The organism is Pseudomonas sp. 3HC3 (assembly GCF_044904505.1).
Classification (GTDB): Bacteria; Pseudomonadota; Gammaproteobacteria; order Pseudomonadales; family Pseudomonadaceae; genus Aquipseudomonas; species Aquipseudomonas putida_Y.
The window spans coordinates 1-21625 of record NZ_JADDRH010000010.1; the positions used below are offsets into that span (position 1 = coordinate 1).

The 21625-nt window shown below is 63.6% G+C and carries 24 protein-coding genes; 16 read left to right on the forward strand and 8 right to left on the reverse strand.

Going from position 1 to position 21625, the window contains the following annotated elements; all coding sequences use genetic code 11:
• Positions 1-591: 591 nt before the first annotated feature.
• Entirely contained in the window at positions 592-1038 is a 447-nt protein-coding gene (locus tag INQ47_RS15140; RefSeq protein WP_404702010.1) for a hypothetical protein, read from the reverse strand.
• A 173-nt stretch (positions 1039-1211) separates the two neighbouring features.
• Between INQ47_RS15140 and INQ47_RS15145 the strand changes: the two genes are divergently transcribed.
• The 9 genes from INQ47_RS15145 (at position 1212) to INQ47_RS15185 (ending at position 8753) form a co-directional block, all read left to right on the forward strand.
• Positions 1212-2546 (forward strand): lysine N(6)-hydroxylase/L-ornithine N(5)-oxygenase family protein, encoded by a 1335-nt coding sequence (locus INQ47_RS15145; RefSeq protein WP_404702011.1) that lies wholly within the window; start codon positions 1212-1214, stop codon positions 2544-2546.
• 173 nt (positions 2547-2719) lie between these two features.
• Complete coding sequence (locus INQ47_RS15150) at positions 2720-3913, forward strand: PepSY domain-containing protein (protein WP_209966930.1); 1194 nt, start codon at positions 2720-2722, stop codon at positions 3911-3913.
• Entirely contained in the window at positions 3910-4449 is a 540-nt protein-coding gene (locus INQ47_RS15155; RefSeq protein ID WP_404702012.1) for a thiamine pyrophosphate-binding protein, read from the forward strand. Before INQ47_RS15150 ends, INQ47_RS15155 begins: the two co-directional genes overlap by 4 nt.
• Positions 4446-4766 (forward strand): hypothetical protein, encoded by a 321-nt coding sequence (locus INQ47_RS15160; RefSeq protein WP_252458557.1) that lies wholly within the window; start codon positions 4446-4448, stop codon positions 4764-4766. The genes INQ47_RS15155 and INQ47_RS15160 overlap by 4 nt, the downstream gene beginning before the upstream one ends.
• Positions 4763-5332: a DUF6162 family protein gene (locus INQ47_RS15165; RefSeq protein ID WP_404702013.1), complete on the forward strand. Its 570-nt coding sequence runs from the start codon at positions 4763-4765 to the stop codon at positions 5330-5332. The genes INQ47_RS15160 and INQ47_RS15165 overlap by 4 nt, the downstream gene beginning before the upstream one ends.
• 16 nt (positions 5333-5348) lie before the next feature.
• Positions 5349-6251: a metal ABC transporter substrate-binding protein gene (locus INQ47_RS15170; protein ID WP_404702014.1), complete on the forward strand. Its 903-nt coding sequence runs from the start codon at positions 5349-5351 to the stop codon at positions 6249-6251.
• Positions 6248-6994, forward strand: a complete 747-nt coding sequence (locus INQ47_RS15175) for a metal ABC transporter ATP-binding protein (RefSeq protein WP_404702015.1) — start codon at positions 6248-6250, stop codon at positions 6992-6994. The genes INQ47_RS15170 and INQ47_RS15175 overlap by 4 nt, the downstream gene beginning before the upstream one ends.
• Positions 6994-7893 carry a metal ABC transporter permease gene (locus tag INQ47_RS15180; RefSeq protein ID WP_404702016.1) on the forward strand — a complete coding sequence of 300 codons (900 nt, stop codon included), beginning with the start codon at positions 6994-6996 and terminating at the stop codon, positions 7891-7893. Before INQ47_RS15175 ends, INQ47_RS15180 begins: the two co-directional genes overlap by 1 nt.
• Positions 7890-8753 carry a metal ABC transporter substrate-binding protein gene (locus INQ47_RS15185; protein ID WP_404702017.1) on the forward strand — a complete coding sequence of 288 codons (864 nt, stop codon included), beginning with the start codon at positions 7890-7892 and terminating at the stop codon, positions 8751-8753. Before INQ47_RS15180 ends, INQ47_RS15185 begins: the two co-directional genes overlap by 4 nt.
• 173 nt (positions 8754-8926) lie before the next feature.
• Here INQ47_RS15185 and INQ47_RS15190 read toward each other — a convergent pair whose 3' ends face one another.
• The 6 genes from INQ47_RS15190 to INQ47_RS15215 form a co-directional block, all read right to left on the reverse strand.
• Positions 8927-9979 carry a DUF1615 domain-containing protein gene (locus INQ47_RS15190; RefSeq protein ID WP_404702018.1) on the reverse strand — a complete coding sequence of 351 codons (1053 nt, stop codon included), beginning with the start codon at positions 9977-9979 and terminating at the stop codon, positions 8927-8929.
• 26 nt (positions 9980-10005) lie between these two features.
• Entirely contained in the window at positions 10006-10557 is a 552-nt protein-coding gene (locus INQ47_RS15195) for a hydrolase (RefSeq protein WP_404702019.1), read from the reverse strand.
• A 56-nt stretch (positions 10558-10613) separates the two neighbouring features.
• Complete coding sequence (locus INQ47_RS15200) at positions 10614-11333, reverse strand: thioesterase II family protein (protein WP_404702020.1); 720 nt, start codon at positions 11331-11333, stop codon at positions 10614-10616.
• Positions 11330-11551 carry an MbtH family protein gene (locus INQ47_RS15205; RefSeq protein ID WP_003256222.1) on the reverse strand — a complete coding sequence of 74 codons (222 nt, stop codon included), beginning with the start codon at positions 11549-11551 and terminating at the stop codon, positions 11330-11332. Before INQ47_RS15205 ends, INQ47_RS15200 begins: the two co-directional genes overlap by 4 nt.
• 134 nt (positions 11552-11685) lie before the next feature.
• Positions 11686-12087, reverse strand: a complete 402-nt coding sequence (locus INQ47_RS15210; protein ID WP_404702021.1) for a hypothetical protein — start codon at positions 12085-12087, stop codon at positions 11686-11688.
• Between the two features lie 26 nt (positions 12088-12113).
• Positions 12114-12998, reverse strand: a complete 885-nt coding sequence (locus INQ47_RS15215) for a LysR family transcriptional regulator (protein ID WP_404702022.1) — start codon at positions 12996-12998, stop codon at positions 12114-12116.
• A 146-nt stretch (positions 12999-13144) separates the two neighbouring features.
• Between INQ47_RS15215 and INQ47_RS15220 the strand changes: the two genes are divergently transcribed.
• Complete coding sequence (locus INQ47_RS15220; RefSeq protein WP_404702023.1) at positions 13145-14164, forward strand: alpha/beta hydrolase; 1020 nt, start codon at positions 13145-13147, stop codon at positions 14162-14164.
• A gap of 205 nt (positions 14165-14369) precedes the next feature.
• On the opposite strand, the gene INQ47_RS15225 is transcribed toward INQ47_RS15220, so the two are convergent.
• Positions 14370-14663 carry a DUF1330 domain-containing protein gene (locus INQ47_RS15225; protein WP_104886215.1) on the reverse strand — a complete coding sequence of 98 codons (294 nt, stop codon included), beginning with the start codon at positions 14661-14663 and terminating at the stop codon, positions 14370-14372.
• A 78-nt stretch (positions 14664-14741) separates the two neighbouring features.
• On the opposite strand from INQ47_RS15225, the gene ribBA reads away from it, so the two are divergent.
• The 6 genes from ribBA to INQ47_RS15255 all read left to right on the forward strand — a co-directional run bounded on the left by ribBA (position 14742) and on the right by INQ47_RS15255 (position 21580).
• Positions 14742-15863 carry a bifunctional 3,4-dihydroxy-2-butanone-4-phosphate synthase/GTP cyclohydrolase II gene (gene ribBA, locus INQ47_RS15230; protein WP_404702024.1) on the forward strand — a complete coding sequence of 374 codons (1122 nt, stop codon included), beginning with the start codon at positions 14742-14744 and terminating at the stop codon, positions 15861-15863.
• A 330-nt stretch (positions 15864-16193) separates the two neighbouring features.
• Positions 16194-17219, forward strand: a complete 1026-nt coding sequence (locus INQ47_RS15235) for an ABC transporter substrate-binding protein (RefSeq protein ID WP_209966956.1) — start codon at positions 16194-16196, stop codon at positions 17217-17219.
• The gene (locus tag INQ47_RS15240; RefSeq protein WP_404702025.1) at positions 17216-18133 is read left to right on the forward strand and encodes an ABC transporter permease; all 918 of its coding nucleotides are present in this window, start codon (positions 17216-17218) and stop codon (positions 18131-18133) included. The genes INQ47_RS15235 and INQ47_RS15240 overlap by 4 nt, the downstream gene beginning before the upstream one ends.
• A gap of 6 nt (positions 18134-18139) precedes the next feature.
• Positions 18140-18949 carry an ABC transporter permease gene (locus INQ47_RS15245; protein WP_021784244.1) on the forward strand — a complete coding sequence of 270 codons (810 nt, stop codon included), beginning with the start codon at positions 18140-18142 and terminating at the stop codon, positions 18947-18949.
• A gap of 19 nt (positions 18950-18968) precedes the next feature.
• Positions 18969-20117 (forward strand): ABC transporter ATP-binding protein, encoded by a 1149-nt coding sequence (locus tag INQ47_RS15250; RefSeq protein ID WP_404702026.1) that lies wholly within the window; start codon positions 18969-18971, stop codon positions 20115-20117.
• Positions 20118-20272: 155 nt separating this feature from the next.
• A complete protein-coding gene (locus INQ47_RS15255; RefSeq protein ID WP_404702027.1) occupies positions 20273-21580 on the forward strand; it encodes a substrate-binding domain-containing protein in 1308 nt (435 codons plus the stop codon).
• Positions 21581-21625 lie beyond the last annotated feature (45 nt).

A 21625-nucleotide genomic window follows, 5' to 3' on the forward strand; every position in this document is an offset into this window, starting at 1 on the left:
TGTTGGCCAGAAGCAAAAAGCTTCCTCGAACAGGCCTGATACATAGATGCAACCGGGTTCCTATGTTCAAAAAAGCAGCTAGACAGTGTGGGCGAGTCCATACATAGGAGCGGGTTTACCCGCGAAAACGGGCGCGCCGGCAACGGTGAACGGCGGGTGGAGATTGGCCAGCAGGCCTGGCCCATTCGCGGGTAAACCCGCGCCTACGACGGCCTGTGCATGTGTGTAGGAGCGGGTTTACCCGCGAAAACGGGCGCGCCGGCAACGGTGAACGGCGGGTGGAGATTGGCCAGCAGGCCTGCCCATTCGCGGGTAAACCCGCGCCTACGACGGCCTGTGCATGTGTGTAGGAGCGGGTTTACCCGCGAAAACGGGCGCGCCGGCAACGGTGAACGGCGGGTGGAGATTGGCCAGCAGGCCTGCCCATTCGCGGGTAAACCCGCGCCTACGACGGCCTGTGCATGTGTGTAGGAGCGGGTTTACCCGCGAATACGGGCGCGCCGGCAACGGTGAACGGCGGGTGGAGATTGGCCAGCAGGCCTGGCCCATTCGCGGGTAAACCCGCGCCTACAGCGGCCTGTGCATGTCCAGTCAGGCCGTAGCGCTGACCATGCCACCCGCACTGCTGCCGCCCTCTTGCTGCAACAACTCCAGCAACTGCGCCGTGGCCGCCATGATCTGCCCGTTGAGGGTGGCAATGCTCGCCTGCTTGGCACCTATCGCTGCCGCCTTGGCAGACTCGTCCATCTTGCTGTTCTGCAAGGCAGCCAACTGTTTCTGCTCTTCTGCCAGTTGCTTCTGCAGGTCCTTGATCAGTTGACGCAGCTCGCTCACAGCCCCCGACTCGCCACTGCTTTCAGTGTCGGTGGATTGCGCCTGGCTACCCGCCGACACCTTCATGCTGTCACTGCTGATGCTCAGCGGCCCCACCGCCTCACCGGCCTGTTTCGCCTGTTCGCGCTCGGTGGCTGCGTTCGCGCTCAGCGTCTGCGCTGAAACGCCATTGATCATCAGGTTGCTTGCCGTGATGCCGCTCATGTCGATTCCCTGCCTGAAAGATTGGTCCTTGCCGTAACCATCACATCGGCCGCCTCGCGCTGTTCTTTAGCCCGCTTAAATTCCCCCCCGGTTGGCTCGTTCCAACTCATGTACTTGCGCAGGGGCCGGAGCCCCGGCGGGCGTCATATTCGACCATTCAGGGAATTGCAGCCATGAGCCAGTCCTCACAGCAGGAAACCATCAAAGACATGATCGGCGTGGGCTTCGGCCCTTCCAACCTGGCCTTGGCCATCGCCCTGGAAGAACTCGCCGAATCCCGGGGCCATGCGCTCGACGCACTGTTCATCGACAAGCAGCAAGACTACCGCTGGCACGGCGAAACCTTGGCTACCCAGAGCGAGTTGCAGATCTCGTTCCTCAAGGACCTGGTGTCGCTGCGCACCCCCACCAGCCCTTACAGCTTCGTCAACTACCTGCACCAGAAGCAGCGCCTGGCTGACTTCATCAACCTCGGCACCTTCTACCCCTGCCGCCTGGAGTACAACGACTACCTGCGCTGGGCCGCCGAGCATTTCGCCTCCCAGGCGGTGTATGGGCAGGAGGTGTTGCGCATCGAACCGCACGTGCATGCAGGCCGGGTCGAACACCTGCGCGTGGTCACGCGTGACACACAAGGCCGCGAATACAACCGCCGCACCCGCTCGGTGGTGGTGAGCAGCGGTGGCACACCGAAAATCCCGGAAAACTTCGGTGCCTTCAAGGACGACCCGCGGATCTTCCACCACTCGCAGTACCTGAGCAGCCTGACCAAACTGCCGTGCACGGCTGGCAAACCCATGCGCATTGCCGTGATCGGCTCAGGCCAGAGCGCCGCCGAGGCGTTCATCGACCTCAACGACAGCTACCCGTCAGTCAAGGTGGACATGATTCTGCGTGGCTCGGCACTCAAGCCCGCCGACGACAGCCCTTTCGTCAACGAGATCTTCTCGCCGGACTACACCGACCTGGTCTACAACGAACCGGCGGACCAGCGCAGCAAACTGCTGGGCGAATACCACAACACCAACTATTCGGTGGTCGACCTCAACCTGATCGAGCGCATCTACGGCATCCTCTACCGACAGAAGGTTGCTCATCAGCACCGCCACAACGTGCTGTGCCGGCGCCAGGTGGAAGCGGTGGTGGCCACCCGCGAGGGCCTGGAACTGACCCTGCGCGACCTTGCCACCGGCCAGCAGCAAACCCACCGCTACGATGCCGTTATCCTCGCCACCGGTTACGAGCGCCGCTCGCACCGTGAATTGTTGGCGCCGCTAGCCGATTACCTGGAGGACTTCAACGTCGACCGCAACTACCGCGTACTGGCCAGCCCGGACCTGCAAGCCTCGGTGTACCTGCAGGGCTTCTGCGAGAACAGCCACGGCCTGAGTGACACCCTGCTTTCAGTCCTGCCAACCCGCGCTGCGGAAATTGGCCGGGCGCTGTACAAGGACCTGGAGCAGTTGCACGAAACGCCCCAAGCAGCGGTGGCACTGACCCGCGCCTGACCCATCTGCAACCAGCCATCAAGGCCGGACTGATGCCTCGTGAGCAGTCCGGCGTTTGCGCCTTGAAACATTTGCTTTCATTTAAACCTGCAGGTTTTCAATTCTCATTCGTCCTTATCAGTACAGCACTCTTTGGTTGGCACACGCCCGCCCCCATAGCAGAAGACCGTCTGATGGCCAAATCACCGAAAAAATCCAAATCCAGGCTGTGGTTCCTGGTCCACAGCTGGCTCGCCTTGCCGATCTGGTTCTTTGTCCTGATCGTCTGCTTTACCGGCATGCTTGCCGTGGTCAGCCAGGAAATCGTCTGGCTCGCCGATCCGGCCGTGCGCGCCAACAAGCCAGACGCGGACACCGAGCGCATGAGCTTTCAGCAGGTACTGGAGGCCTTGAACAAGGCCGAGCCGGACATGGTGGTGGAGCGCCTGAGCCAGCCGGATGGTTCGCACTTTGCGGTAAAGGCCAATGTCACCCTGCCTGACGGGACCAGCCCGACGCTGTATGTAAACCCCTACACCGGGGCCATCCAGGGCAAGACCCCAGACTTCAACTTCGAAGCCTTCACCCGCGCCTTGCACGGCTGGTGGCTGGTGCCGTTCACCAATGGTTTCAGCTGGGGCTGGTACCTGGTATCGCTGCTCGGCCTGCCGATGCTGGCCTCGCTGGTCACCGGCCTGGTGGTTTACAAGAAGTTCTGGAAAGGCTTTTTCAAACCCGTGCGCACCGGCCATGGTTCGCGAATTTTCTGGGGTGACCTGCACCGTCTGTCCGGGGTGTGGTCAATCTGGTTCATTGCGGTCATTTCCATCACCGGCACCTGGTTCCTGATCCAGGCGATCCTGTCTGACAACCACATCACCCTTTCCAGCCGATCCATCGTGCCGGTGATCGCCCGTGAGGAGGTGCCGCAAACGCCAGATGGCAGCCCCGCCTCGCGCATCGACCTGGATGAAGCGGCGCGCCTTGCCGGCCTGGCGATCCCGGGGCTGGAAGTGACCTCCATCTCGCTCCCCGCCACTGCCTACAGCCACGTCACGCTGTCTGGCCCGGGCTGGTACCCGTTGATGTTCCAGAGTGCTTCGGTGAATCCGTACACACGCAATGTCGACAGCCAGTTCCTGATCAGCGACCGTTCGGCCCTGGAGTTCGTCACCGAGTCCATGCGCCCGCTGCACACTGGCGACTTCGGCGGTTTGCCGATCAAGCTGGTGTGGTTCTTCTTCGGCCTGATCCTCACCCTGATGGTGCTCAGCGGCCTGCTGATCTGGACCAAACGCACCGCCCAGGCCACCGCCGCAGCCCTCAAGCGTAGCGAGCGCGCACCGCGTGCGGCACGCAGTGAAACCACCGTGGAGGTCCACTCATGAGCCAGGCCCAGGCCCTGCCCGCCAGCCCGCTGAAGCAGCTTTGGCTGAAGTGGCGTTTTCACCTGAACATCCTGCTGATCCTGATCCCGCTGGGCTTCATGCCCAAGTACTTCGCCGACGCCAGGCTGTTCCGCGGCGACGCCGGCCTTGGCGCCAACGTGATCAGTGACATCCAGGTCGGCCCCTACAGCCTCGACCTTGCCGAACTGCGTGACGAGGCGCCACGCGCCGACGGCCCGGCCGGCTACTTCAAATCGTTCAATGCATCGTTGTGCAAGGCCTGCATAAAGGACGTCAAGGCAGCCTACCTGCGCATCGGCAAGCCGCGCAGCCTGCGCGCCGCCGGCACCATTTTCTTCGGTGCACCGTACAACATGGGCACCTCGTTGCCGATCCCGCCGCGCACCAAGCCCGACGCGCAGATCTGGATCACCCTGGAAGGCTGGGACGGCAGCATGCACCAGGCGTCGATCCCTCTGGCCAAGGCATCGCCAGCCACCGTGGCATGGCTCGAGAAACAAGGAGACAACAAATGAAACACCTGATGCGCACCCTGGCCTTGCCCGTCCTGGTACTGGCCGCCGGCCCTGCGCTGGCGCACAACCCGATGTGCGAATGCGAAGAACTGGCCAGCGGCCAGGTCAAGTGTACCGGCGGTTTTTCGGACGGCAGCGGTGCCCCCGGGGTGACCCTGGATGTGATCGGTTATGACGAAGAGGTGCTGGTCGGCGGCAAGCTTGGCGACGACTCGACGCTGACCTTCAAGCGCCCGGACGGCGAATTCTACGTACTGTTCGATGCCGGCCCCGGGCACGTGGTGGAAGTGGACTATGCCGATATCGCCCAGCCATGAGCCGCGCCCAAATCATTCGCCCGGCCGGTGCCGGGCACGAAACCCTGTATGTGCTGCTGGCAAGCCTGCTTATCGTGGTGCTCGCCGCCAGCGTGGTACTGCTGCGCGGTGAGCGCGAGGACGAACAGGCCATCGCCAGCCACCAGATCGACGCTCGCCGCGACCTCACCGCCGCCGAGCAAGGCCTGTACACCGACCTGTGGGTGGCCTTCGACGAGATCCAGCTACTGCGCGAAGAAAACGGCGCCGCCCCCGGCGTGCAGGCCCTGGCCGAAGAAGGCCTGCCGCCGTTCGTGGTCGACGCCGGCAGCCAGAGCCGTGGCGGCCACCAATGGTCATGGCTGGAGCCCGGCGCCTACCTGGGCCGCAGCCAGGCCCCGGAAATTGCCGGCAGCCTGCTGCTGATCCTGCCACCCGACAGCTCAGCCCAAGCCGATGTCTGGCTACGCCGCGACAGCGCCGCCGTGATCCCGGACGACCTCGGCCAAGCCGCCCTGATCGCCGCTGGCTGGCAGCAAGTGGTCAGCCACTACGACGCCGGGGTCACCCGCGAACACCGTCATTGAACCCAAGGACTCGCCCATGTTTCGCTCCGCCTTCGCCCTGCTCCTGGCCTTTGCCTTGCCGGCACTGGCCCTGGCCGATAACAGCAAGCCACTGCGTATCGGCATCACCCTGCACCCCTACTACAGCTACGTGAGCAATATTGTCGGCGACAAAGCCGAGGTGGTTCCCCTGATTCCGGCGGGCTTCAACCCGCACGCCTACGAGCCGCGGGCCGAGGACATCAAGCGCATCGGCACCCTGGACGTGGTGGTGCTCAACGGTGTTGGCCATGACGATTTCGCAGACCGCATGATCGCCACCAGCGAAAAGCCCGACATCGCCACTATCGAAGCCAATCAGAACGTGCCGTTGCTGGCGGCCACCGGCATTGCCGCGCGCGGTGCCGGCAAGGTGGTCAACCCGCACACCTTCCTGTCGATCAGCACCACCATCGCCCAGGTGAACAACATCGCCCGTGAACTGGGCAAACTCGACCCGGACAACGCCAGGTTCTACACGCAAAACGCCCGTGCCTACGCCAAGCGCCTGCGCGCCCTGCGTGCCGACGCCCTGGCCAAGGTCACCGAAGCCCCTGGCGCAACGTTCCGGGTCGCCACCATCCATGCTGCCTATGACTACCTGGTGCGCGACTTCGGTCTGGAGGTGACGGCCGTCGTCGAGCCTGCCCATGGCATCGAGCCCAGCCCGGCACAGCTGAAAAAGACCATCGACCAGCTCAAGGCGCTGGACGTGCGGGTGATCTTCTCGGAAATGGACTTCCCGTCGGCCTATGTCGAAACCATCCAGCGTGAGTCCGGCGTGCGCCTGTATCCGTTGACGCATATCTCCTACGGCGATTACACCAAGGACAAGTACGAGGTGGAAATGAAGCGCAACCTGGACACGGTGGTCCGCGCCATTCAGGAGAACCGCGCATGACCGCTGCCGCCAAGCTGGTGACAGCCTGCGGGCCGCGAATCGAATTCGCCGGCATCGACCTGACCTTGGGCCGCACACGCATCCTCGAACAGGTCAGTTTCAGCGTGGCAGCAGGCAGCGTGCACGCCATCGTCGGCCCCAACGGCGGCGGCAAGAGCTCATTGATCAAGACCCTGCTCGGACAGATGCCACACCAGGGCAAGCTGACCCTGCATTGGCCAGGTGTGCGCGAAGTGATTGGCTACGTGCCGCAAGCACTGGAGTTCGACCGCGGCCTGCCAATGACCGTGGACGACTTCATGGCCGCCATGTGCCAGCGCCGCCCGGCCTTCCTCGGCCTGTCGCGGCGCGTGAAGCCAGCCATTGATGCAGCCTTGGTTCAGGTTGGCATGCTCGACAAGCGCACGCGGCGCATGGGTGCTCTGTCCGGCGGTGAACGCCAGCGCGTAATGCTGGCCCAGGGCCTGATCCCCGAGCCGCAGTTGCTGGTGCTGGACGAACCGATGTCGGCCCTCGATGAAGCCGGTATCCAGGTGTTTGAACAGTTATTGCAGGGCTGGCGCCAGGCCGGCACTACCGTTCTGTGGATCGAGCATGACCTGGAAGCCGTGTTGCGCCTGGCTGACCGGGTAACGGGCCTGAGCCGTCAGGTGCTGTTCGACGCCTCGCCTGCCCAGGCCCTGACTCCAGAGCGCCTGCTCAGCCTGTTCTCCGTTCACCCGCGTAGCGAGAGCCTTGCCTGATGAGTTTTGAAATCTTTCGCCAAACGGTCCAGGACTGGGCTGCTGCCGGCTATCTGCCCGAGGCGCTGGCCTACGGTTTCGTGGTCAACGCCTTGCTGGCCGGCCTGATGATCGGCCCGGTGCTGGGCGGCCTGGGCACCTTGGTGGTGGTCAAGCGGTTTGCCTTCTTCTCCGAAGCGGTCGGCCATGCGGCGCTAACCGGCGTGGCCATCGGTATCCTGCTGGGAGAGCCCTATACCGGCCCTTACGGCAGCCTGTTCGGCTACTGCCTGCTGTTCGGCATCCTGCTCAACTTCCTGCGCAACCGCACCGGGTTGTCGCCGGACACGCTGATTGGCGTGTTCCTTTCGGTGTCGCTGGCGCTGGGCGCCAGCCTGCTGTTGATGCTGGCGGGCAAGATCAACGTGCACATTCTCGAAAACGTACTGTTCGGCTCGGTGCTGACCGTTAGCGCCCAGGATCTGGTCGTGCTGGGCATCGTCGCGGTGCTGGTGCTGGCCTTGGCCCTGCCGCTGTACAACCGCATCATGCTGGCCAGTTTCAACCCGCAGCTGGCGGCTGTGCGCGGGGTAGCAGTGAAGACCCTGGACTATCTGTTCGTGGTGCTGGTCACGTTGGTGACCGTGGCTGCGGTGAAGGTGATCGGGGCCATCCTGGTCGGTGCGCTGCTGGTCATCCCGGCCGCCGCCGCTCGCCTGGTCAGCCAGTCGCTCAAGGGCTTTTTCTTCCTGTCGGTGCTGATTGCCACCATCAGTACCCTGTTCGGCATCCTGCTGCCGATCGTTTTTGACCTGCCAGTGCCCTCAGGGGCCGCGATCATCCTGGTCGCCGGCATCTGCTTTGCCTTGGCAGCCCTGGCCCGCGCCCTCGTTCCCCGCTTGCAAGGAAACCCGGCATGAACTTCAAACACCTGACCCTGGCGCTGGCACTGGCCGGCCTGCCGTCACTGTCTTTCGCCACGCAAGTGCTGACGACCCTGCCCGTCACCCACAGCCTGGCCAGCGCCTTGCTCGACGGCACTGCGGTGCAGCTACAGCGGGCAGCACCGGCCAACCTGCCTGCCAGCCGCCAACCGTCGTATTTCAGCGGGCGCGGTGGCGCTGGCCTGCACAAGGCCGCCCAGCAGGCCGATGCGGTGATCGGCGTGCGCTCTATCTGGCGTGACGACCCGCTGTACCCGATGGCCCGACGCAGCAATATCCGCATTGTCGAGATCGATGCCGCGCGACCGGTGGATGGCGCACTGCCGGGTATCGCGGTAAGCGGTGACGATGCCTATGGCGCTTACCCCTGGCTCAACCCGAACAACCTGGGGCGTATGGCCGATGTGGTGGCCAACGATCTGGAGCGCCTGGCCCCAAGTGACAAAGCGAAGATCCAGGGCAACCTGGCGGGCCTCAAACGCCAGTTGCTGGAGCTTTCGGCCAGCAGCCAGACACGCCTGGCCAAGGTCGACAACCTGACTGTGGTGAGCCTGTCCGACCGGCTGGGTTACCTCGCCAGCGGGTTGAATCTGGACGTGGTGGAACAGCCGCTGCCGGCCGAGTGGGATGCTGCCGCGCTCAAGGCGTTGGAGGAAAATCTTAAAGCGCAGGATGTCGCGTTGGTGCTGGACCACCGCCAGCCGGACGCGGCGGTGGCCGAAGTGATCAAGGCAGCCGGAGCCAAGCTGGTGGTGGTGGAGAGTGACCCTGACGATGCGTTTGCAGGGTTGAAGGCCAGTGTCGACCAGGTGGTGGGGGCATTGGGCGAAAGCTGATGGTGCCTGCGCCGGCCTCTTCGCGGGTAAACCCGCTCCCACAGGGACCTCACTGCCTTCCGAGCCAATGGTATCCCTGCAAAGGCCTTGAGGTACTGCACTGACCTCATGGTCAGTGCTAACCCTGTGGGAGCGGGTTTACCCGCGAAGAGGCCGGCAGAGGCAACACATGACTAACGCTTCATGCACCGCTGATAACGCTCATCCACCCGCCCGGCAAACCATGCCGTGGTCAGCTTGCGGGTAATCTTCGGGCTCTTCAGCTCGATGCCCGGTAGCACCGCGCGGGGCAACGGTTTGCCGGCTTTGGCATCCGCCAGGGCAAACACCCCGCTGTACAGCTTGCTGTCTTCGAACGCCAGGCTGTCACCCTCCTCCAACTGGCTTCGGATCTGCGGGTTACGCAGCCCCAGCTTCACCCCCAGCTTGCGCGTGGCCAGTTCGGTGCTCCCCGGCATGATAGCCCCCGGCGCCACTAGGTCGCCGTCCAGTGCCAACTTCACCCCCGTGACCTTGCTCAATGCCGCCTGGAATGCCGCATTGCGGCTGGCGTACCAGCCCGCGTTGAAATCGGCAAACCGGTAAAGCTGGCGCTCGTAGTTGGCCGGGTAGCCCAACAGGTGGGCAATACCGAAATACATGCCGCCACGCCGGCTGAACACTTCCTGGCGAATCGTGCCTTCATGGCTGTAGGGGTAATCCCTTGCATGCTTTTCGGCGAAGTCGATGCTGACCTGCATCGGCCCGCCGGTGTGCACCGGATTCAGCCCACCCAGCAAGGTCTTGCCCAGCGGCACGCGAGCAACGACTTCGTCGTACAGTTCGCTCAACTGCTTTTCGCTGCGCACCGCCTGCAAACGTTGCTGATAGCTCTGGCCGTTGCCCGACGGCGTCTTCAGCGCCCCGTCGACCAGCAGCTTGGGAATATGCAAGCGCGCAGCGCGGCGGTCGATCTCCTGGCGGGCGATACGCCCAAGATTAGGCACCTGCGGGTCGGCAGTGAAGGTCGACTCCTGTTCGGTCACCGCCAGCACGGCGCACAGGTTGCTTTTACTGGGCGTTATGCGCTGGGCTACGAAGGCTGCCTGGATATCGTTGGCCCAACCCTCGCGGTCCTTGGCTTGGGCGGGCAACAGCCGCAGCAGCTGCGCGCGGATTTTGGCCGGGTCCGCTTCGGGCGCTTCTTCGCGGCGCCCGGCACAGCCTTGCAACAGCGCCAGGGCCATCACCGAAATGGCCAGTAACCGGCCGTTCAGGGCTGTTCACCGATCAGGTAGGTTTTGCTGATGTGGCGGAACTGCGGGTGCCCGGCACTGCCCATCAATTCGAACAACACCATCTCGCGGGTCACCACCTGCGCGCCGGCAGCACGCATGCGCGCCAGGCCTGCGGCCTTGCTGGCCGGGGTGCGGCTGTCGCAGGCATCCTCGACCACGAACACTTGCTTGCCCAGCGCCAGCAGGCCGAGCACGGTCTGCAGCACGCAAACATGGGTTTCCATGCCACAGACGATCACCTGCTCGCGCGCCATCAAACTGGCTGGCAAGCACTCGGCGGCCACGCAGGAAAAGTGGCTTTTCTCCACCACGTCGGCTGCCGGGGCTGCGGCCAGCAGTTCGGCCAGGGTATGGCCCAGGCCTTTGGGGTACTGCTCGGAAATCACTGTCGGCAGCGCCAGCTCGGCAGTCGCCGCCAGCAACCAGCGGGCCCGTGCCCGAGTGCCTTCGGGATCGCTCATGGCACCGATGAGTTTTTCCTGGATGTCGACGACCAGCAGCGTGGCCTTGAGTGGATCGATCAGCATTGCCTGCCTCTTGCCTGGGAAAACCCTAGCCTCCCCCAGGCAAGCGGTGACGTCAATCAGGCGGACAGCCGAAGCGCTTGCAGCGACGCGGTCAGCGCAGCGAGCACACGGTCTTCCTGCTCATGGATGAAGAAATGACCACCCGGAAACATCTGCAGCGAGAACGCGCCGTGGGTTTCATTGCGCCATGCCTGCAGTTGCTCATCGCTGGCCCGGTCATCCACGCCACCCAGCACATGCAGGGGGCACTGCAACGCCGGTCGCTGGCGGTATGCATAAGTGCCGCACAACAGAAAATCGGCGCGCAAGGTCGGCAAGGTCAGGCTCATCAGCTCAGCGTTGGCCAACACTTCCTCAGGCGTGCCCTGCAGCTCGCGCAACTCGCTGATCAGCTCGGCGTCGCTCTTGGGCTCGCGCCAGTTGTTGCCGTCGTAGTCTTCACGCCGGGTAGGTGCAGCGGTGCCGCAGGCGAACAAGGCCAGCGGCGCCGGGCAGCCCAACGCCTGCAGCTCATGGGCCAGCTCGAAGGCCAGCAGTGCACCCAGGCTGTGGCCGAGCAGCGCATAAGGAGCACTTGCCGCCAGCCGCTGTTCGCTGGCCAATTGCCGAGCCAGACCTTGCATGTCGGTGTGTAGCGACTCACCCATGCGCGCACCCCGCCCGGGCAACTCTACCGGGCGCACCTGCAACCAGGTCGGCAGCTTGCGCCGCCAGCGGCTGTAGACCATGGCGCTGGCCCCGGAATACGGCAGGCACAGCAGGTTCAGCACGGTCACTGGGCGGCAGCTTCGGCCATTTTCTGGCGCAGGCTCAGCGGGCGCATGTCGGTCCAGACTTCATCGATGTAGGCCAGGCAGTCCTTCTTCAGGCCGCTTTTGCCCACGGCACGCCAGCCGTTGGGGATGGCTTTGTAGTCGGGCCAGATCGAGTATTGCTCTTCGTGGTTGACCACTACCTGGAACTGGATATCGTCGCGGTCGAAAACGGAAGTCATTGCCTGTCTCCTTAAGTGATGATGCCGCTGCGCGCCTGGCGCAGGGTGGCTTTCAAGTAGACGTAGCAAGCGGTGTAAAAATTAACGGAATTGCCACGCTCCCATGCGGGCGCGGCCGGTGCCGGTATCAACGCTCAGGTATCACGCAACAGGTCGTGCGTATCGAGCAACCGGAACGCAACCTGCGGATTACGCTCCAGCCCCCGCCGGATTGCCGCCGGAATAGATTGCCGGGTCTTGCGGCACAGCCCGGGCTGGTTGTCCAGTTCGATGACGATGCCGCGCATGGTCCGTACCTCGTTGTAACCGGGGGTGATGTGCACGCGGATGCCGAGGTTTTCGTACAGGCGCTGCTGCAGACGTTGGAGGTCTTCCAGGTCCTTCAGGTTTTCCAGCCGTTCGAGCAGGCGTTTTTCCTCCTGCCGGGTCAGCAGGAGGATGCGCTGGGCGGCCTGCGGTTGGTCGGCCAGCTGTTCGCGGCCGCAGTCGCAGGCGCCAGGGGGGCAAGGTTGGCGTAAAGGAACGGGCGTACTCATAGGGCAAGCATAGCCTGTAGCGACGGTCAGAGCTGCGCCAACCGCGCGCGCAGGAAGCTGACAAAACCCTGCACCGGCCGCGCCACCTGCCGGTGCTGCGGATACACCGCCGACAGCTGCAGCGCGGGCGGGCGCCACTCATCCAGAACCGTCACCAGTTGCCCCTCCGCCAACGCCTGCCCAACGATAAAGGTCGGCAGGTAAGTGACCCCCATCCCGGCAATCGCAGCGCCCCGCAGCAACTCGCCATTGTTCGCCCGCATGCGCCCGGTCACCTGGATTGCCTGGGGTTTACCACCTTTGTGGAACTGCCACTGCACCTGCCGCGAATGCCCATAGGGCAGGCAGTCATGCGCGGCGAGCTCATCCGGTTTTCCCGGCACTCCCCGTGCTTGCAAATACGCCGGGCTCGCACAGTAGACCCGCTCGACACTGGCGATACGCCGGGCGATCAGGCTGGAGTCCTCCAGTGCACCAATCCGCAGCGCCAGGTCATAGCCTTCACCAATCAGGTCCACGGCACGGTCGCTCAGGTCTACCTCCACATCAACCTGGGGATGCAACTGCAGAAACTCGGTCAGCAGGCAGCCCAGGTGCGCCATGGCAAAGGACAGCGGCGCGCTGAGGCGCAAGGTGCCGCGCAAGATCTGGGCCTGGCCGCTGATGTCATGTTCGACCTGCTGCACTTCACCCAACAAGCGCAGGGCCGACTGGTAGTAGTGCTGCCCCAGTGGCGTGGCATCGAGGCGCCGGGTGGAGCGGTTGAGCAGGCGCACGCCCAGGCGCTCTTCAAGCTGCATCAGGCGGCGACTGACCGATTGCTTGGACATGCCCAGACGGTCGGCGGCAGCGGTGAAACTGCCAGCCTCCATCACCTGGGCAAAGATCCGCATGTCTTCGTAAGGGTTCATTGTCTCGCTCTTGGTGACAGTCAAACACTTTATAGCGGCTTTTTCCCACAAGTTCATCTGCCTAATCTACGCACAAGTCGCAGCGATGGCCCAACAGGCCAGGCAAGACGCCCACTACCAATACTTGCACAGAAAAGGATTCGCTCATGAACATTGTCCACAAAGCCCTCACCACCTCCCTCTTGGCCCTGTCTGTTTCCAGTGCCTTCGCCGCAGGCAGCCCAGGTGTCGAACAACACACCCAGGCCTTCCTCGAAGCCTTGGAGAAAGGGGGTGGCAAGCCGCTGGAACAGCTCACCCCGAACGACGCCCGCGCAGTACTGACCGGTGCTCAGGCTTCGGTCAAGGTCGACCTCTCAGGCATCGAAGTGAAGGAACGTACCGTTCAGGCCAACGGCCAGTCGATCAAGCTGCAAGTGGTACGCCCGACCAATGTCAAAGGTGATCTGCCGGTGTTCATGTTCTTCCACGGCGGCGGTTGGGTGCTGGGCGACTTCCCGACCCACCAGCGGCTGATCCGCGACCTGGTGGTCGGCTCGGGTGCAGTGGCGGTCTATGTGGACTACACCCCGTCACCGGAAGCGCACTACCCAACGGCGATCAACCAGGCCTACGCCGCGACCCGCTGGGTGGCCGAGCATGGCAAGGAGATCGGCGTGGATGGCAAGCGCCTGGCTGTAGCCGGCAACAGCGTTGGTGGCAACATGGCGGCGGTGGTTGCACTCAAGGCCAAAGAGGCCGGCACCCCTGCCCTGCGCTTCCAGTTGCTGCTGTGGCCGGTGACCGATGCCAGCTTCGAGACGGCATCGTACAAGCAGTTTGCCGAAGGACACTTCCTGACCACCGGGATGATGAAGTGGTTCTGGGACAATTACACCGTTGATGCAAAGGCACGGGCGCAGATCTACGCCTCGCCGCTGCGGGCGTCCGCCGAACAGCTGAAGGGCTTGCCACCGGCCCTGGTGCAAACGGCTGAGTTCGATGTGCTTCGGGATGAAGGTGAGGCGTATGCCCGCAAGTTGAATGCGGCAGGCGTGACAGTAACCTCGGTGCGCTACAACGGAATGATTCATGACTATGGGCTGCTCAACCCGTTGAGCCAAGTGCCGGCAGTAAAGGCGGCGCTGCGGCAGGCGGGCAACGAACTTAAAGTGCATCTGCAGTGAGGCGATGAGCAAAAGACCCGCCTGGGCGGGTCTTTTGCTTCTATTTGCGGAAACGGCCCGCAGGCTTCAATGAATCTGCCATCGGTGCGGCAGATCCGGCCCTTTCGCGGGTAAACCCGCTCCTACACAGGCCACCACAATCGTCAAATTCTGTGGTGGCCTGTGTAGGAGCGGGTTTACCCGCGAAAGGGCCGGCAAATCCTGCTCAGGGCTCAAACCCTTCCACAATGATCACCTCAGCCTTCGCCACCCCTTGGCGATGGCTGCATGCCTCTTGGTACAGCGCGGAGCGGTAACAGGCGACGGCCTGCTCGTAAGAATCGAACTCGATCACCACGCTACGCTGAGGGGTAGCCCTCCCTTCCATCGCCTCGCTGCGCCCGCCACGGGCCAGGAAGCGACCGCCGAATGCCTTGAAGGCTGCCGGGGCGCGCTGGGTGTACTGCTGGTATTGCTCGGGGTCGGTCACGTCCACATGGGCGATCCAGTAGGCCTTCATGTGCTGCTCTCCTGTTACGGCGATATTTGTGTATTATGGTATACCATAAAATTCACCCCACCACAGTGAGCGTGCACCATGGCTTTCAACACCATCGAAGAACTTCTCGAGGACTACCGGCAAGGCAAGATGGTCCTGCTGGTGGATGACGAGGACCGGGAAAACGAAGGCGACCTGCTGATCGCCGCCGAGCGTTGCGACGCCCAGGCTATCAACTTCATGGCCCGCGAGGCGCGCGGGCTGATCTGCCTGACCTTGACCGACGATCACTGCCAACGCCTGGGCCTGGAGCAGATGGTTCCGGCCAACGGTAGCGTGTTCAGCACCGCGTTCACCGTGTCGATCGAGTCGGCCACCGGGGTCACCACCGGCATTTCTGCCGCTGACCGGGCACGCACCGTGGCAGCGGCCATGGCCCCCAACGCCCGCCCGGAAGACCTGGTACAACCTGGCCACATCTTCCCCCTGCGCGCCCGCGAAGGCGGCGTCCTGACGCGTGCCGGCCACACCGAAGCCGGCTGCGACCTGGCGCGCCTTGCCGGCTTCAGCCCGGCCTCGGTCATCGTTGAAGTGCTGAACGACGACGGCACCATGGCCCGCCGCCCCGACCTGGAAGTATTCGCCGCCCGGCATGGCATCAAGATCGGCACGATTGCCGACCTGATCCACTACCGTCTGAGCACCGAGCAGACCATCAAACGCATCGGCGAGCGCGAACTGCCGACCGTGCATGGCACCTTCCGCCTGGTCACCTATGAAGACCGCATCGAAGGTGGCGTGCACATGGCCATGGTCATGGGCGACATTCGCCGCGAACAGCCGACCCTGGTGCGGGTGCATGTGATTGACCCGCTGCGCGACCTGGTGGGTGCCGAATACGCAGGCCCCGCCAACTGGACGTTATGGGCGGCGCTGCAGAAGGTGGCCGGTGAAGGTGCTGGCGTGGTGGTGATCCTGGCCAACCACGAATCCTCCCAGGCCCTGCTGGAGCGCGTACCACAACTGACCCACCCTGTGCGGCCCTATCAACGTGGCCAGTCCAAGGTGTATTCCGAAGTGGGCACCGGGGCGCAGATTCTGCAGGACCTTGGCGTGGGCAAGCTGCGTCACCTGGGGCCACCGCTGAAATACGCGGGCCTGGCGGGCTATGAGCTGGAGGTGGTGCAGAGCATCCCGTTCGACCCGGGGATGGATGGCTGAGAACACACAAGCAATTGATTTAGCGGGGCCCTGTAGGAGCGGGTTTACCCGCGAATGCGAGGGTGACACCACCGACGCATTCGCGGGTAAACCCGCTCCTACGGGGCCCTTGGTGCTTTTGACAGGGCGGAGTGATGGCCGGTCGCCCCATACCTCTTGCCAAAATCTTGGAATACCATAATATGATATCCCGTAGACCTTGAGTCTACAGGCCGGTACCTACAATTAAAAACGGCCACCAGAACACTTTGTTTTAGCTGCTCCCCGAACACTATTGGCGGGCGCACCAAAAGCCCCGCCTCGAATAACAAAAGCAACGAGGGCGTAACCATGCTGTTAAGCAAACGTGTAACCGCAGTGCTGTCTGCCAGCCTGCTGACCCTGGCATGTCAGGCCGCCCAGGCCGCCGACAGCCTCAATTTCGTCAGCTGGGGTGGTACAACCCAGGACGCCCAGAAAGAAGCGTGGGCCGTACCGTTCACCAAGACCACGAACATCAAGGTCGTGCAGGACGGCCCCACCGACTATGGCAAGCTCAAGGCCATGGTCGAGAGTGGCAACGTGCAGTGGGACGTAGTCGACGTCGAAGCCGACTTTGCCCTGCGTGCTGCCAGTGAAGGCCTGCTCGAACCCCTCGACTTCACCCAGATCAAGCGCGACAAGATCGACCCACGCTTCGTCTCCGATCATGGCGTCGGCTCATTCTTCTTCTCCTTCGTGCTCGGCTACAACGAAGGCAAGCTCGGCGCCAACAAGCCGGTGGACTGGACCGCGCTGTTCGACACCAAGACCTACCCCGGCAAGCGAGCCCTGTACAAATGGCCCAGCCCAGGCGTGCTGGAACTGGCCCTGCTGGCCGACGGCGTAGCCCCCGACAAGCTGTACCCGCTGGACCTGGACCGCGCCTTCAAGAAGCTCGACACCATCAAGAAAGACATCGTCTGGTGGGGCGGTGGCGCCCAGTCGCAGCAGTTGCTGGCCTCGGGTGAAGCTTCGCTCGGGCAGTTCTGGAATGGCCGCGTCTACGCCCTGCAGCAAGACGGTGCACCGGTGGGCGTGAGCTGGAAGCAGAACCTGGTCATGGCCGACTTCCTGGTCATCCCCAAAGGCGCCAAGAACAAGGACGCGGCCATGAAATTCCTGGCCAACGCCAGCAGCGCCGAAGGCCAGGCCGAATTCGCCAACAAGACCGCCTACGCGCCGGTCAACGTCGACAGCGTGGCCAAACTGGACAAAGACCTCGCGCCAAACCTGCCAACTGCCTACGCCCAGGACCAGGTCACCCTCGACTTCGCCTACTGGGCCAAGAACGGTCAAGCCATCGCGGCACGCTGGAATGAGTGGTTGGTCAAATGAAAGTCGCCATCAACGCCCTGCACAATGCGCAAGGTGCCCCCACGGGTGCCGGCGCCCCGGGCACCGCCCCGCGCCGCGCAAGCCTGAGCCAGCGCTGGAAAGGCAGCCGCAACCTGCTGCCCGCCCTGCTGTTCCTCGGCGTGTTCTTCTTCGCGCCGCTGATCGGCCTGTTGCTGCGCGGGGTGCTGGAACCCACCCCGGGGCTGGGTAATTACGAGCAGCTGTTTGCCAACTCGGCCTACGCGCGTGTGCTGTTCAACACCTTTTCGGTGGCCGGCGTGGTTACCCTGATCAGCGTGCTGCTGGGCTTCCCGCTGGCCTGGGCGATCACCCTGGTGCCCAAGGGCTGGGGCCGCTGGCTGCTGAACATCGTGCTGCTGTCGATGTGGACCAGCCTGCTGGCGCGCACCTACTCGTGGCTGGTGCTGCTGCAAGGCTCGGGGGTGATCAACAAGGCGTTGATGGCCATGGGCATCATCGATGCCCCGCTGGAAATGGTGCACAACCTCACCGGCGTGGTGATCGGCATGAGCTACATCATGATTCCGTTCATCGTGCTGCCACTGCAGGCGACCATGCACGCCATAGACCCGATGGTGCTACAGGCAGGTTCGATCTGTGGCGCCAGCCCGTGGACCAACTTCTGGAAGGTGTTTCTGCCGCTGTGCCGGTCGGGGCTGTTCTCCGGTGCACTGATGGTGTTCGTGATGTCGCTCGGTTACTACGTCACCCCGGCGCTGCTGGGGGGGGCGCAGAACATGATGCTGCCCGAATTCATCATCCAGCAGGTGCAGTCGTTCCTCAACTGGGGCCTGGCCAGCGCCGCCGCCGCACTCCTGGTAGCGATCACCCTGGTGCTCTTCTACCTGTACCTGAAGCTGCAGCCGGAATCCCCGGTTGGCAACGCGAGGTAAACCGCCATGCTCCTGTCTCCCAATGCCATGGGCCGCCCGCTGCGTACGGGCCTGTACCTGACCACCGGGGTCATCGCCGCCTTCCTGCTGCTGCCGGTGGTGTTCATCGTGTTGCTGTCATTCGGCTCGTCACAGTGGCTGGTGTTCCCGCCACCGGGCTGGACCTTCAAGTGGTACGGCCAGTTCTTTTCCAACCCGGAGTGGATGGAGGCCGCGCTGGCCAGCCTGAAGGTGGCCATGCTGACCACGGTCGCCGCCGTGCTGCTGGGCCTGCCCACCGCGTTCGCCCTCGTGCGTGGCCGCTTCCCGGGCCGCGAGCTGCTATACGGGCTCTTCACCATGCCGATGATCGTACCGCTGGTGATCATTGCCGTGGCGGTGTACGCGCTGTTCCTCAAGCTTGGCTATACCGGCACGCTGTTTGCGTTCGTGGTCAGCCACGTGATCGTCGCCCTGCCGTTCACCATCATCTCGATCATCAACTCGCTGAAACTGTTCGACCAGTCGATAGAGGATGCCGCGGTGATCTGCGGCGCCTCGCGCCTGCAGGCCATCTTCAAGGTGACCTTCCCGGCCATTCGCCCCGGCATGATCGCCGGTGGCCTGTTCGCCTTCCTGGTGTCGTGGGATGAAGTGGTGCTGAGCGTGATGATGGCCAGCCCCGACCTGCAGACCTTGCCAGTGAAGATGTGGACCACCCTGCGCCAGGACCTCAGCCCGGTGATCGCCGTGGCCTCGACCCTGCTGATCGGCCTGTCGCTGCTTGTCATGTTCATTGCCGCCGCCTTGCGCCGGCGCACCGAAACCAACGCCTGAGCGCGCGGAGATAACAACAATGAGTGCAGTGATCAAAGACAACGCGCACGGCAAAGCCCTGGTCAGCCTGCGCGGCCTGAACAAGCACTACGGCGACTTCACCGCCGTGGACAACCTCGACCTGGAGATCCAGGACGGCGAGTTCCTGACCTTCCTCGGTTCCAGCGGGTCGGGCAAGTCCACCACCCTGTCGATGCTGGCCGGCTTCGAAACACCGAGCAGCGGCGAGATCCTGGTCGACGGCCAGTCGCTGGTCAACGTGCCACCGCACAAGCGTGACATCGGCATGGTGTTCCAACGGTACTCGCTGTTCCCGCACCTGAATGTGCGTGACAACATCGCCTTCCCACTGGCCATTCGCAAACTCGGCGCTGCCGAAACCGCCAAGCGCGTCGACGCCATGCTCAAGCTGGTGCAACTGGAACAGTTCGCCCACCGCAAACCCTCGCAGATGTCGGGCGGCCAGCAGCAGCGCGTGGCGATTGCACGAGCGCTGGTGTACGAGCCGCGCATCCTGCTGATGGACGAGCCGCTCGGCGCGCTGGACAAGAAGCTGCGTGAAGACCTGCAGGACGAACTGCGCCAGTTGCATCGCCGCCTGGGCATCACCATCGTCTATGTCACCCACGACCAGGAAGAAGCCATGCGCCTGTCCCAGCGCATCGCCATTTTCAGCCACGGCAAGATCGTCGGCCTGGGCACCGGTTACGACCTGTACCAGAACCCACCGAATGCCTTTGTCGCATCATTCCTGGGCAACTCCAACTTCCTGCGGATCAAGGCCAGCAGCAACGGCGCGGGCAGCTTCGAGGGCCAGCCAGTGGCCATTCGCTTGACCCCGGGGCTGGCCGCCTCGCAGGACGCACTGATCATGGTGCGCCCGGAAAAGGCTGTGGCCCTGACCACCGAACAGGCCACGCGTGAACCGCTGCCGGCGGGTTGGAACGAGGTCAGTGCCAAGGTTGGCGAAGTGCTGTTCCTGGGTGAAAGCCAGACCTGCCATGTGATGACTGCCGGGGGTACCGAGCTGACCGTGAAGGCACTGTCGGCGGCGGGCATGCCGATGCAGCCGGGCGACAACGTGAAGGTGCGCTGGGCAGTGGCGGACGCTTGCATTTATACCGAATGGGCCGAGAGTGACCTGAGCAAGTCAGCCGGGGCGCATTAACGCTCTTGTGCGTTGCAGCGCCTGCCAGATCGAGCACCGTCCGCGCGGCGCACGACCTGGCAGGCGCTGCACGATTGGAGGCGTACACCCCGTCACATTATCATCACGCCATTGTCGTAATCTGCCGGCCAACTCTATGCCACAGGCCACCCGGCATGCTCCGCCTGCTTGTCTTGCTGCTCACCCTGCTACCACTCGCGACCTTGGCTGAGCCCCTGCACCTGCGCGTGCAAGGCTCCAACACCATCGGCGCGGCCTTGCTGCCGGCGCTGGTACAGGGGCAATTGCGCGCGCAGCAGGCCACAGCCATCGAACAACAGCCGGGCAAGGTTGCCAACGAGCGGGTGATTACCGCCCGCGACGTGCACGGCCAGCGCTTGCGCATCGACATTGCCGCCCACGGCTCGAGCACCGGCTTTGTCGCGCTGGGCCGTGGCGAAGCGGACCTGGCCGCTGCCTCGCGGCCGATCAACGACAGTGAAGTCCGCCAGTTGCAGGCGCTGGGTGACCTGCGCGCAGCTGGCGCCGAACACGTGATCGGCCTCGACGGCGTCGCAGTCTTCGTCCACCCCGACAACCCAATACCCCAACTGAACACCCGGCAACTGGCGCAAATTTTCTCCGGGCAGATCCAGCGCTGGGAACAACTGGGCATACCTGGCGGGGCCATTCACCTGTATGCCCGAGACGACCGTTCCGGGACTTTCGAGACCTTCAAGGCACTGGTGCTGGAACCTCAGCACGCCGAAATTTCGGCCAAGGCCAGGCGCTTCGAGTCCAGCGACAAACTGGCGGAACGCGTGGGTACCGACCGCCAGGCCATCGGTTTCAGCAGCCTGGCCGCCGTACACGGGGCCAAGGTGCTGGCGGTGGCCGAGGGCGACGCACCGGCTATGCTGCCGGAGCGCGCGCGGGTGGCCAGTGAGGACTACCCGCTCTCGCGGCGTCTGTATTTTTACCTGCCAGCCAACCCCAAGCCTCAGGCCAAGGCCCTGGCCGATTTCGCTCAGAGCCCGGCCGGCCAAGCGATCATCGCCCGGCAGGGTTTCGTTTCGCAGCAGATCAAGGCCCTGTCTGTCGCCCCCCAACGCGACATGCCACCGCGTTATCGCACCCTGGCCCAGCAGGCGCAGCGCCTGAGTGTGAACTTCCGTTTCCAGGAAGGAAGCGCCAGCCTGGACAACAAGGCCCTGCGCGACGTGCAGCGGGTGGCAGAGTACCTGCGCCTGGCCGGAAAGCTGCAGGGCAAGGCAGTGCTGGTGGGGTTCAGCGACCCCAAGGAAACCCCCGGGCGCGCAGCCCTGCTCTCCCGCCTGCGCGCGCAAGCGGTGCGCCGCGAACTGGCACGCGGTGGAGTGGAGGTGCTTCAGGTGATCGGGATGGGCGATGAGTTGCCAGTGGCCGGGAATGAACTGGAGCAAGGCCGGCTGCGCAACCGGCGGGTCGAGGTGTGGGTGTATTGATCCGACCCCGTACACATCCCTGTAACAGCCTTTTTGCTGCAAAGA

Excerpts from the sequence above, each read along its gene's own strand:
- INQ47_RS15140 (WP_404702010.1), bottom strand. The coding sequence starts at position 1,038 with ATGAGCGGCATCACGGCAAGCAACCTGATGATCAATGGCGTTTCAGCG.
- INQ47_RS15145 (WP_404702011.1), top strand. The coding sequence starts at position 1,212 with ATGAGCCAGTCCTCACAGCAGGAAACCATCAAAGACATGATCGGCGTG.
- INQ47_RS15150 (WP_209966930.1), top strand. The coding sequence starts at position 2,720 with ATGGCCAAATCACCGAAAAAATCCAAATCCAGGCTGTGGTTCCTGGTC.
- INQ47_RS15155 (WP_404702012.1), top strand. The coding sequence starts at position 3,910 with ATGAGCCAGGCCCAGGCCCTGCCCGCCAGCCCGCTGAAGCAGCTTTGG.
- INQ47_RS15160 (WP_252458557.1), top strand. The coding sequence starts at position 4,446 with ATGAAACACCTGATGCGCACCCTGGCCTTGCCCGTCCTGGTACTGGCC.
- INQ47_RS15165 (WP_404702013.1), top strand. The coding sequence starts at position 4,763 with ATGAGCCGCGCCCAAATCATTCGCCCGGCCGGTGCCGGGCACGAAACC.
- INQ47_RS15170 (WP_404702014.1), top strand. The coding sequence starts at position 5,349 with ATGTTTCGCTCCGCCTTCGCCCTGCTCCTGGCCTTTGCCTTGCCGGCA.
- INQ47_RS15175 (WP_404702015.1), top strand. The coding sequence starts at position 6,248 with ATGACCGCTGCCGCCAAGCTGGTGACAGCCTGCGGGCCGCGAATCGAA.
- INQ47_RS15180 (WP_404702016.1), top strand. The coding sequence starts at position 6,994 with ATGAGTTTTGAAATCTTTCGCCAAACGGTCCAGGACTGGGCTGCTGCC.
- INQ47_RS15185 (WP_404702017.1), top strand. The coding sequence starts at position 7,890 with ATGAACTTCAAACACCTGACCCTGGCGCTGGCACTGGCCGGCCTGCCG.
- INQ47_RS15190 (WP_404702018.1), bottom strand. The coding sequence starts at position 9,979 with ATGGCCCTGGCGCTGTTGCAAGGCTGTGCCGGGCGCCGCGAAGAAGCG.
- INQ47_RS15195 (WP_404702019.1), bottom strand. The coding sequence starts at position 10,557 with ATGCTGATCGATCCACTCAAGGCCACGCTGCTGGTCGTCGACATCCAG.
- INQ47_RS15205 (WP_003256222.1), bottom strand. The coding sequence starts at position 11,551 with ATGACTTCCGTTTTCGACCGCGACGATATCCAGTTCCAGGTAGTGGTC.
- INQ47_RS15210 (WP_404702021.1), bottom strand. The coding sequence starts at position 12,087 with ATGAGTACGCCCGTTCCTTTACGCCAACCTTGCCCCCCTGGCGCCTGC.
- INQ47_RS15215 (WP_404702022.1), bottom strand. The coding sequence starts at position 12,998 with ATGAACCCTTACGAAGACATGCGGATCTTTGCCCAGGTGATGGAGGCT.
- INQ47_RS15220 (WP_404702023.1), top strand. The coding sequence starts at position 13,145 with ATGAACATTGTCCACAAAGCCCTCACCACCTCCCTCTTGGCCCTGTCT.
- INQ47_RS15225 (WP_104886215.1), bottom strand. The coding sequence starts at position 14,663 with ATGAAGGCCTACTGGATCGCCCATGTGGACGTGACCGACCCCGAGCAA.
- ribBA (WP_404702024.1), top strand. The coding sequence starts at position 14,742 with ATGGCTTTCAACACCATCGAAGAACTTCTCGAGGACTACCGGCAAGGC.
- INQ47_RS15235 (WP_209966956.1), top strand. The coding sequence starts at position 16,194 with ATGCTGTTAAGCAAACGTGTAACCGCAGTGCTGTCTGCCAGCCTGCTG.
- INQ47_RS15240 (WP_404702025.1), top strand. The coding sequence starts at position 17,216 with ATGAAAGTCGCCATCAACGCCCTGCACAATGCGCAAGGTGCCCCCACG.
- INQ47_RS15245 (WP_021784244.1), top strand. The coding sequence starts at position 18,140 with ATGCTCCTGTCTCCCAATGCCATGGGCCGCCCGCTGCGTACGGGCCTG.
- INQ47_RS15250 (WP_404702026.1), top strand. The coding sequence starts at position 18,969 with ATGAGTGCAGTGATCAAAGACAACGCGCACGGCAAAGCCCTGGTCAGC.
- INQ47_RS15255 (WP_404702027.1), top strand. The coding sequence starts at position 20,273 with ATGCTCCGCCTGCTTGTCTTGCTGCTCACCCTGCTACCACTCGCGACC.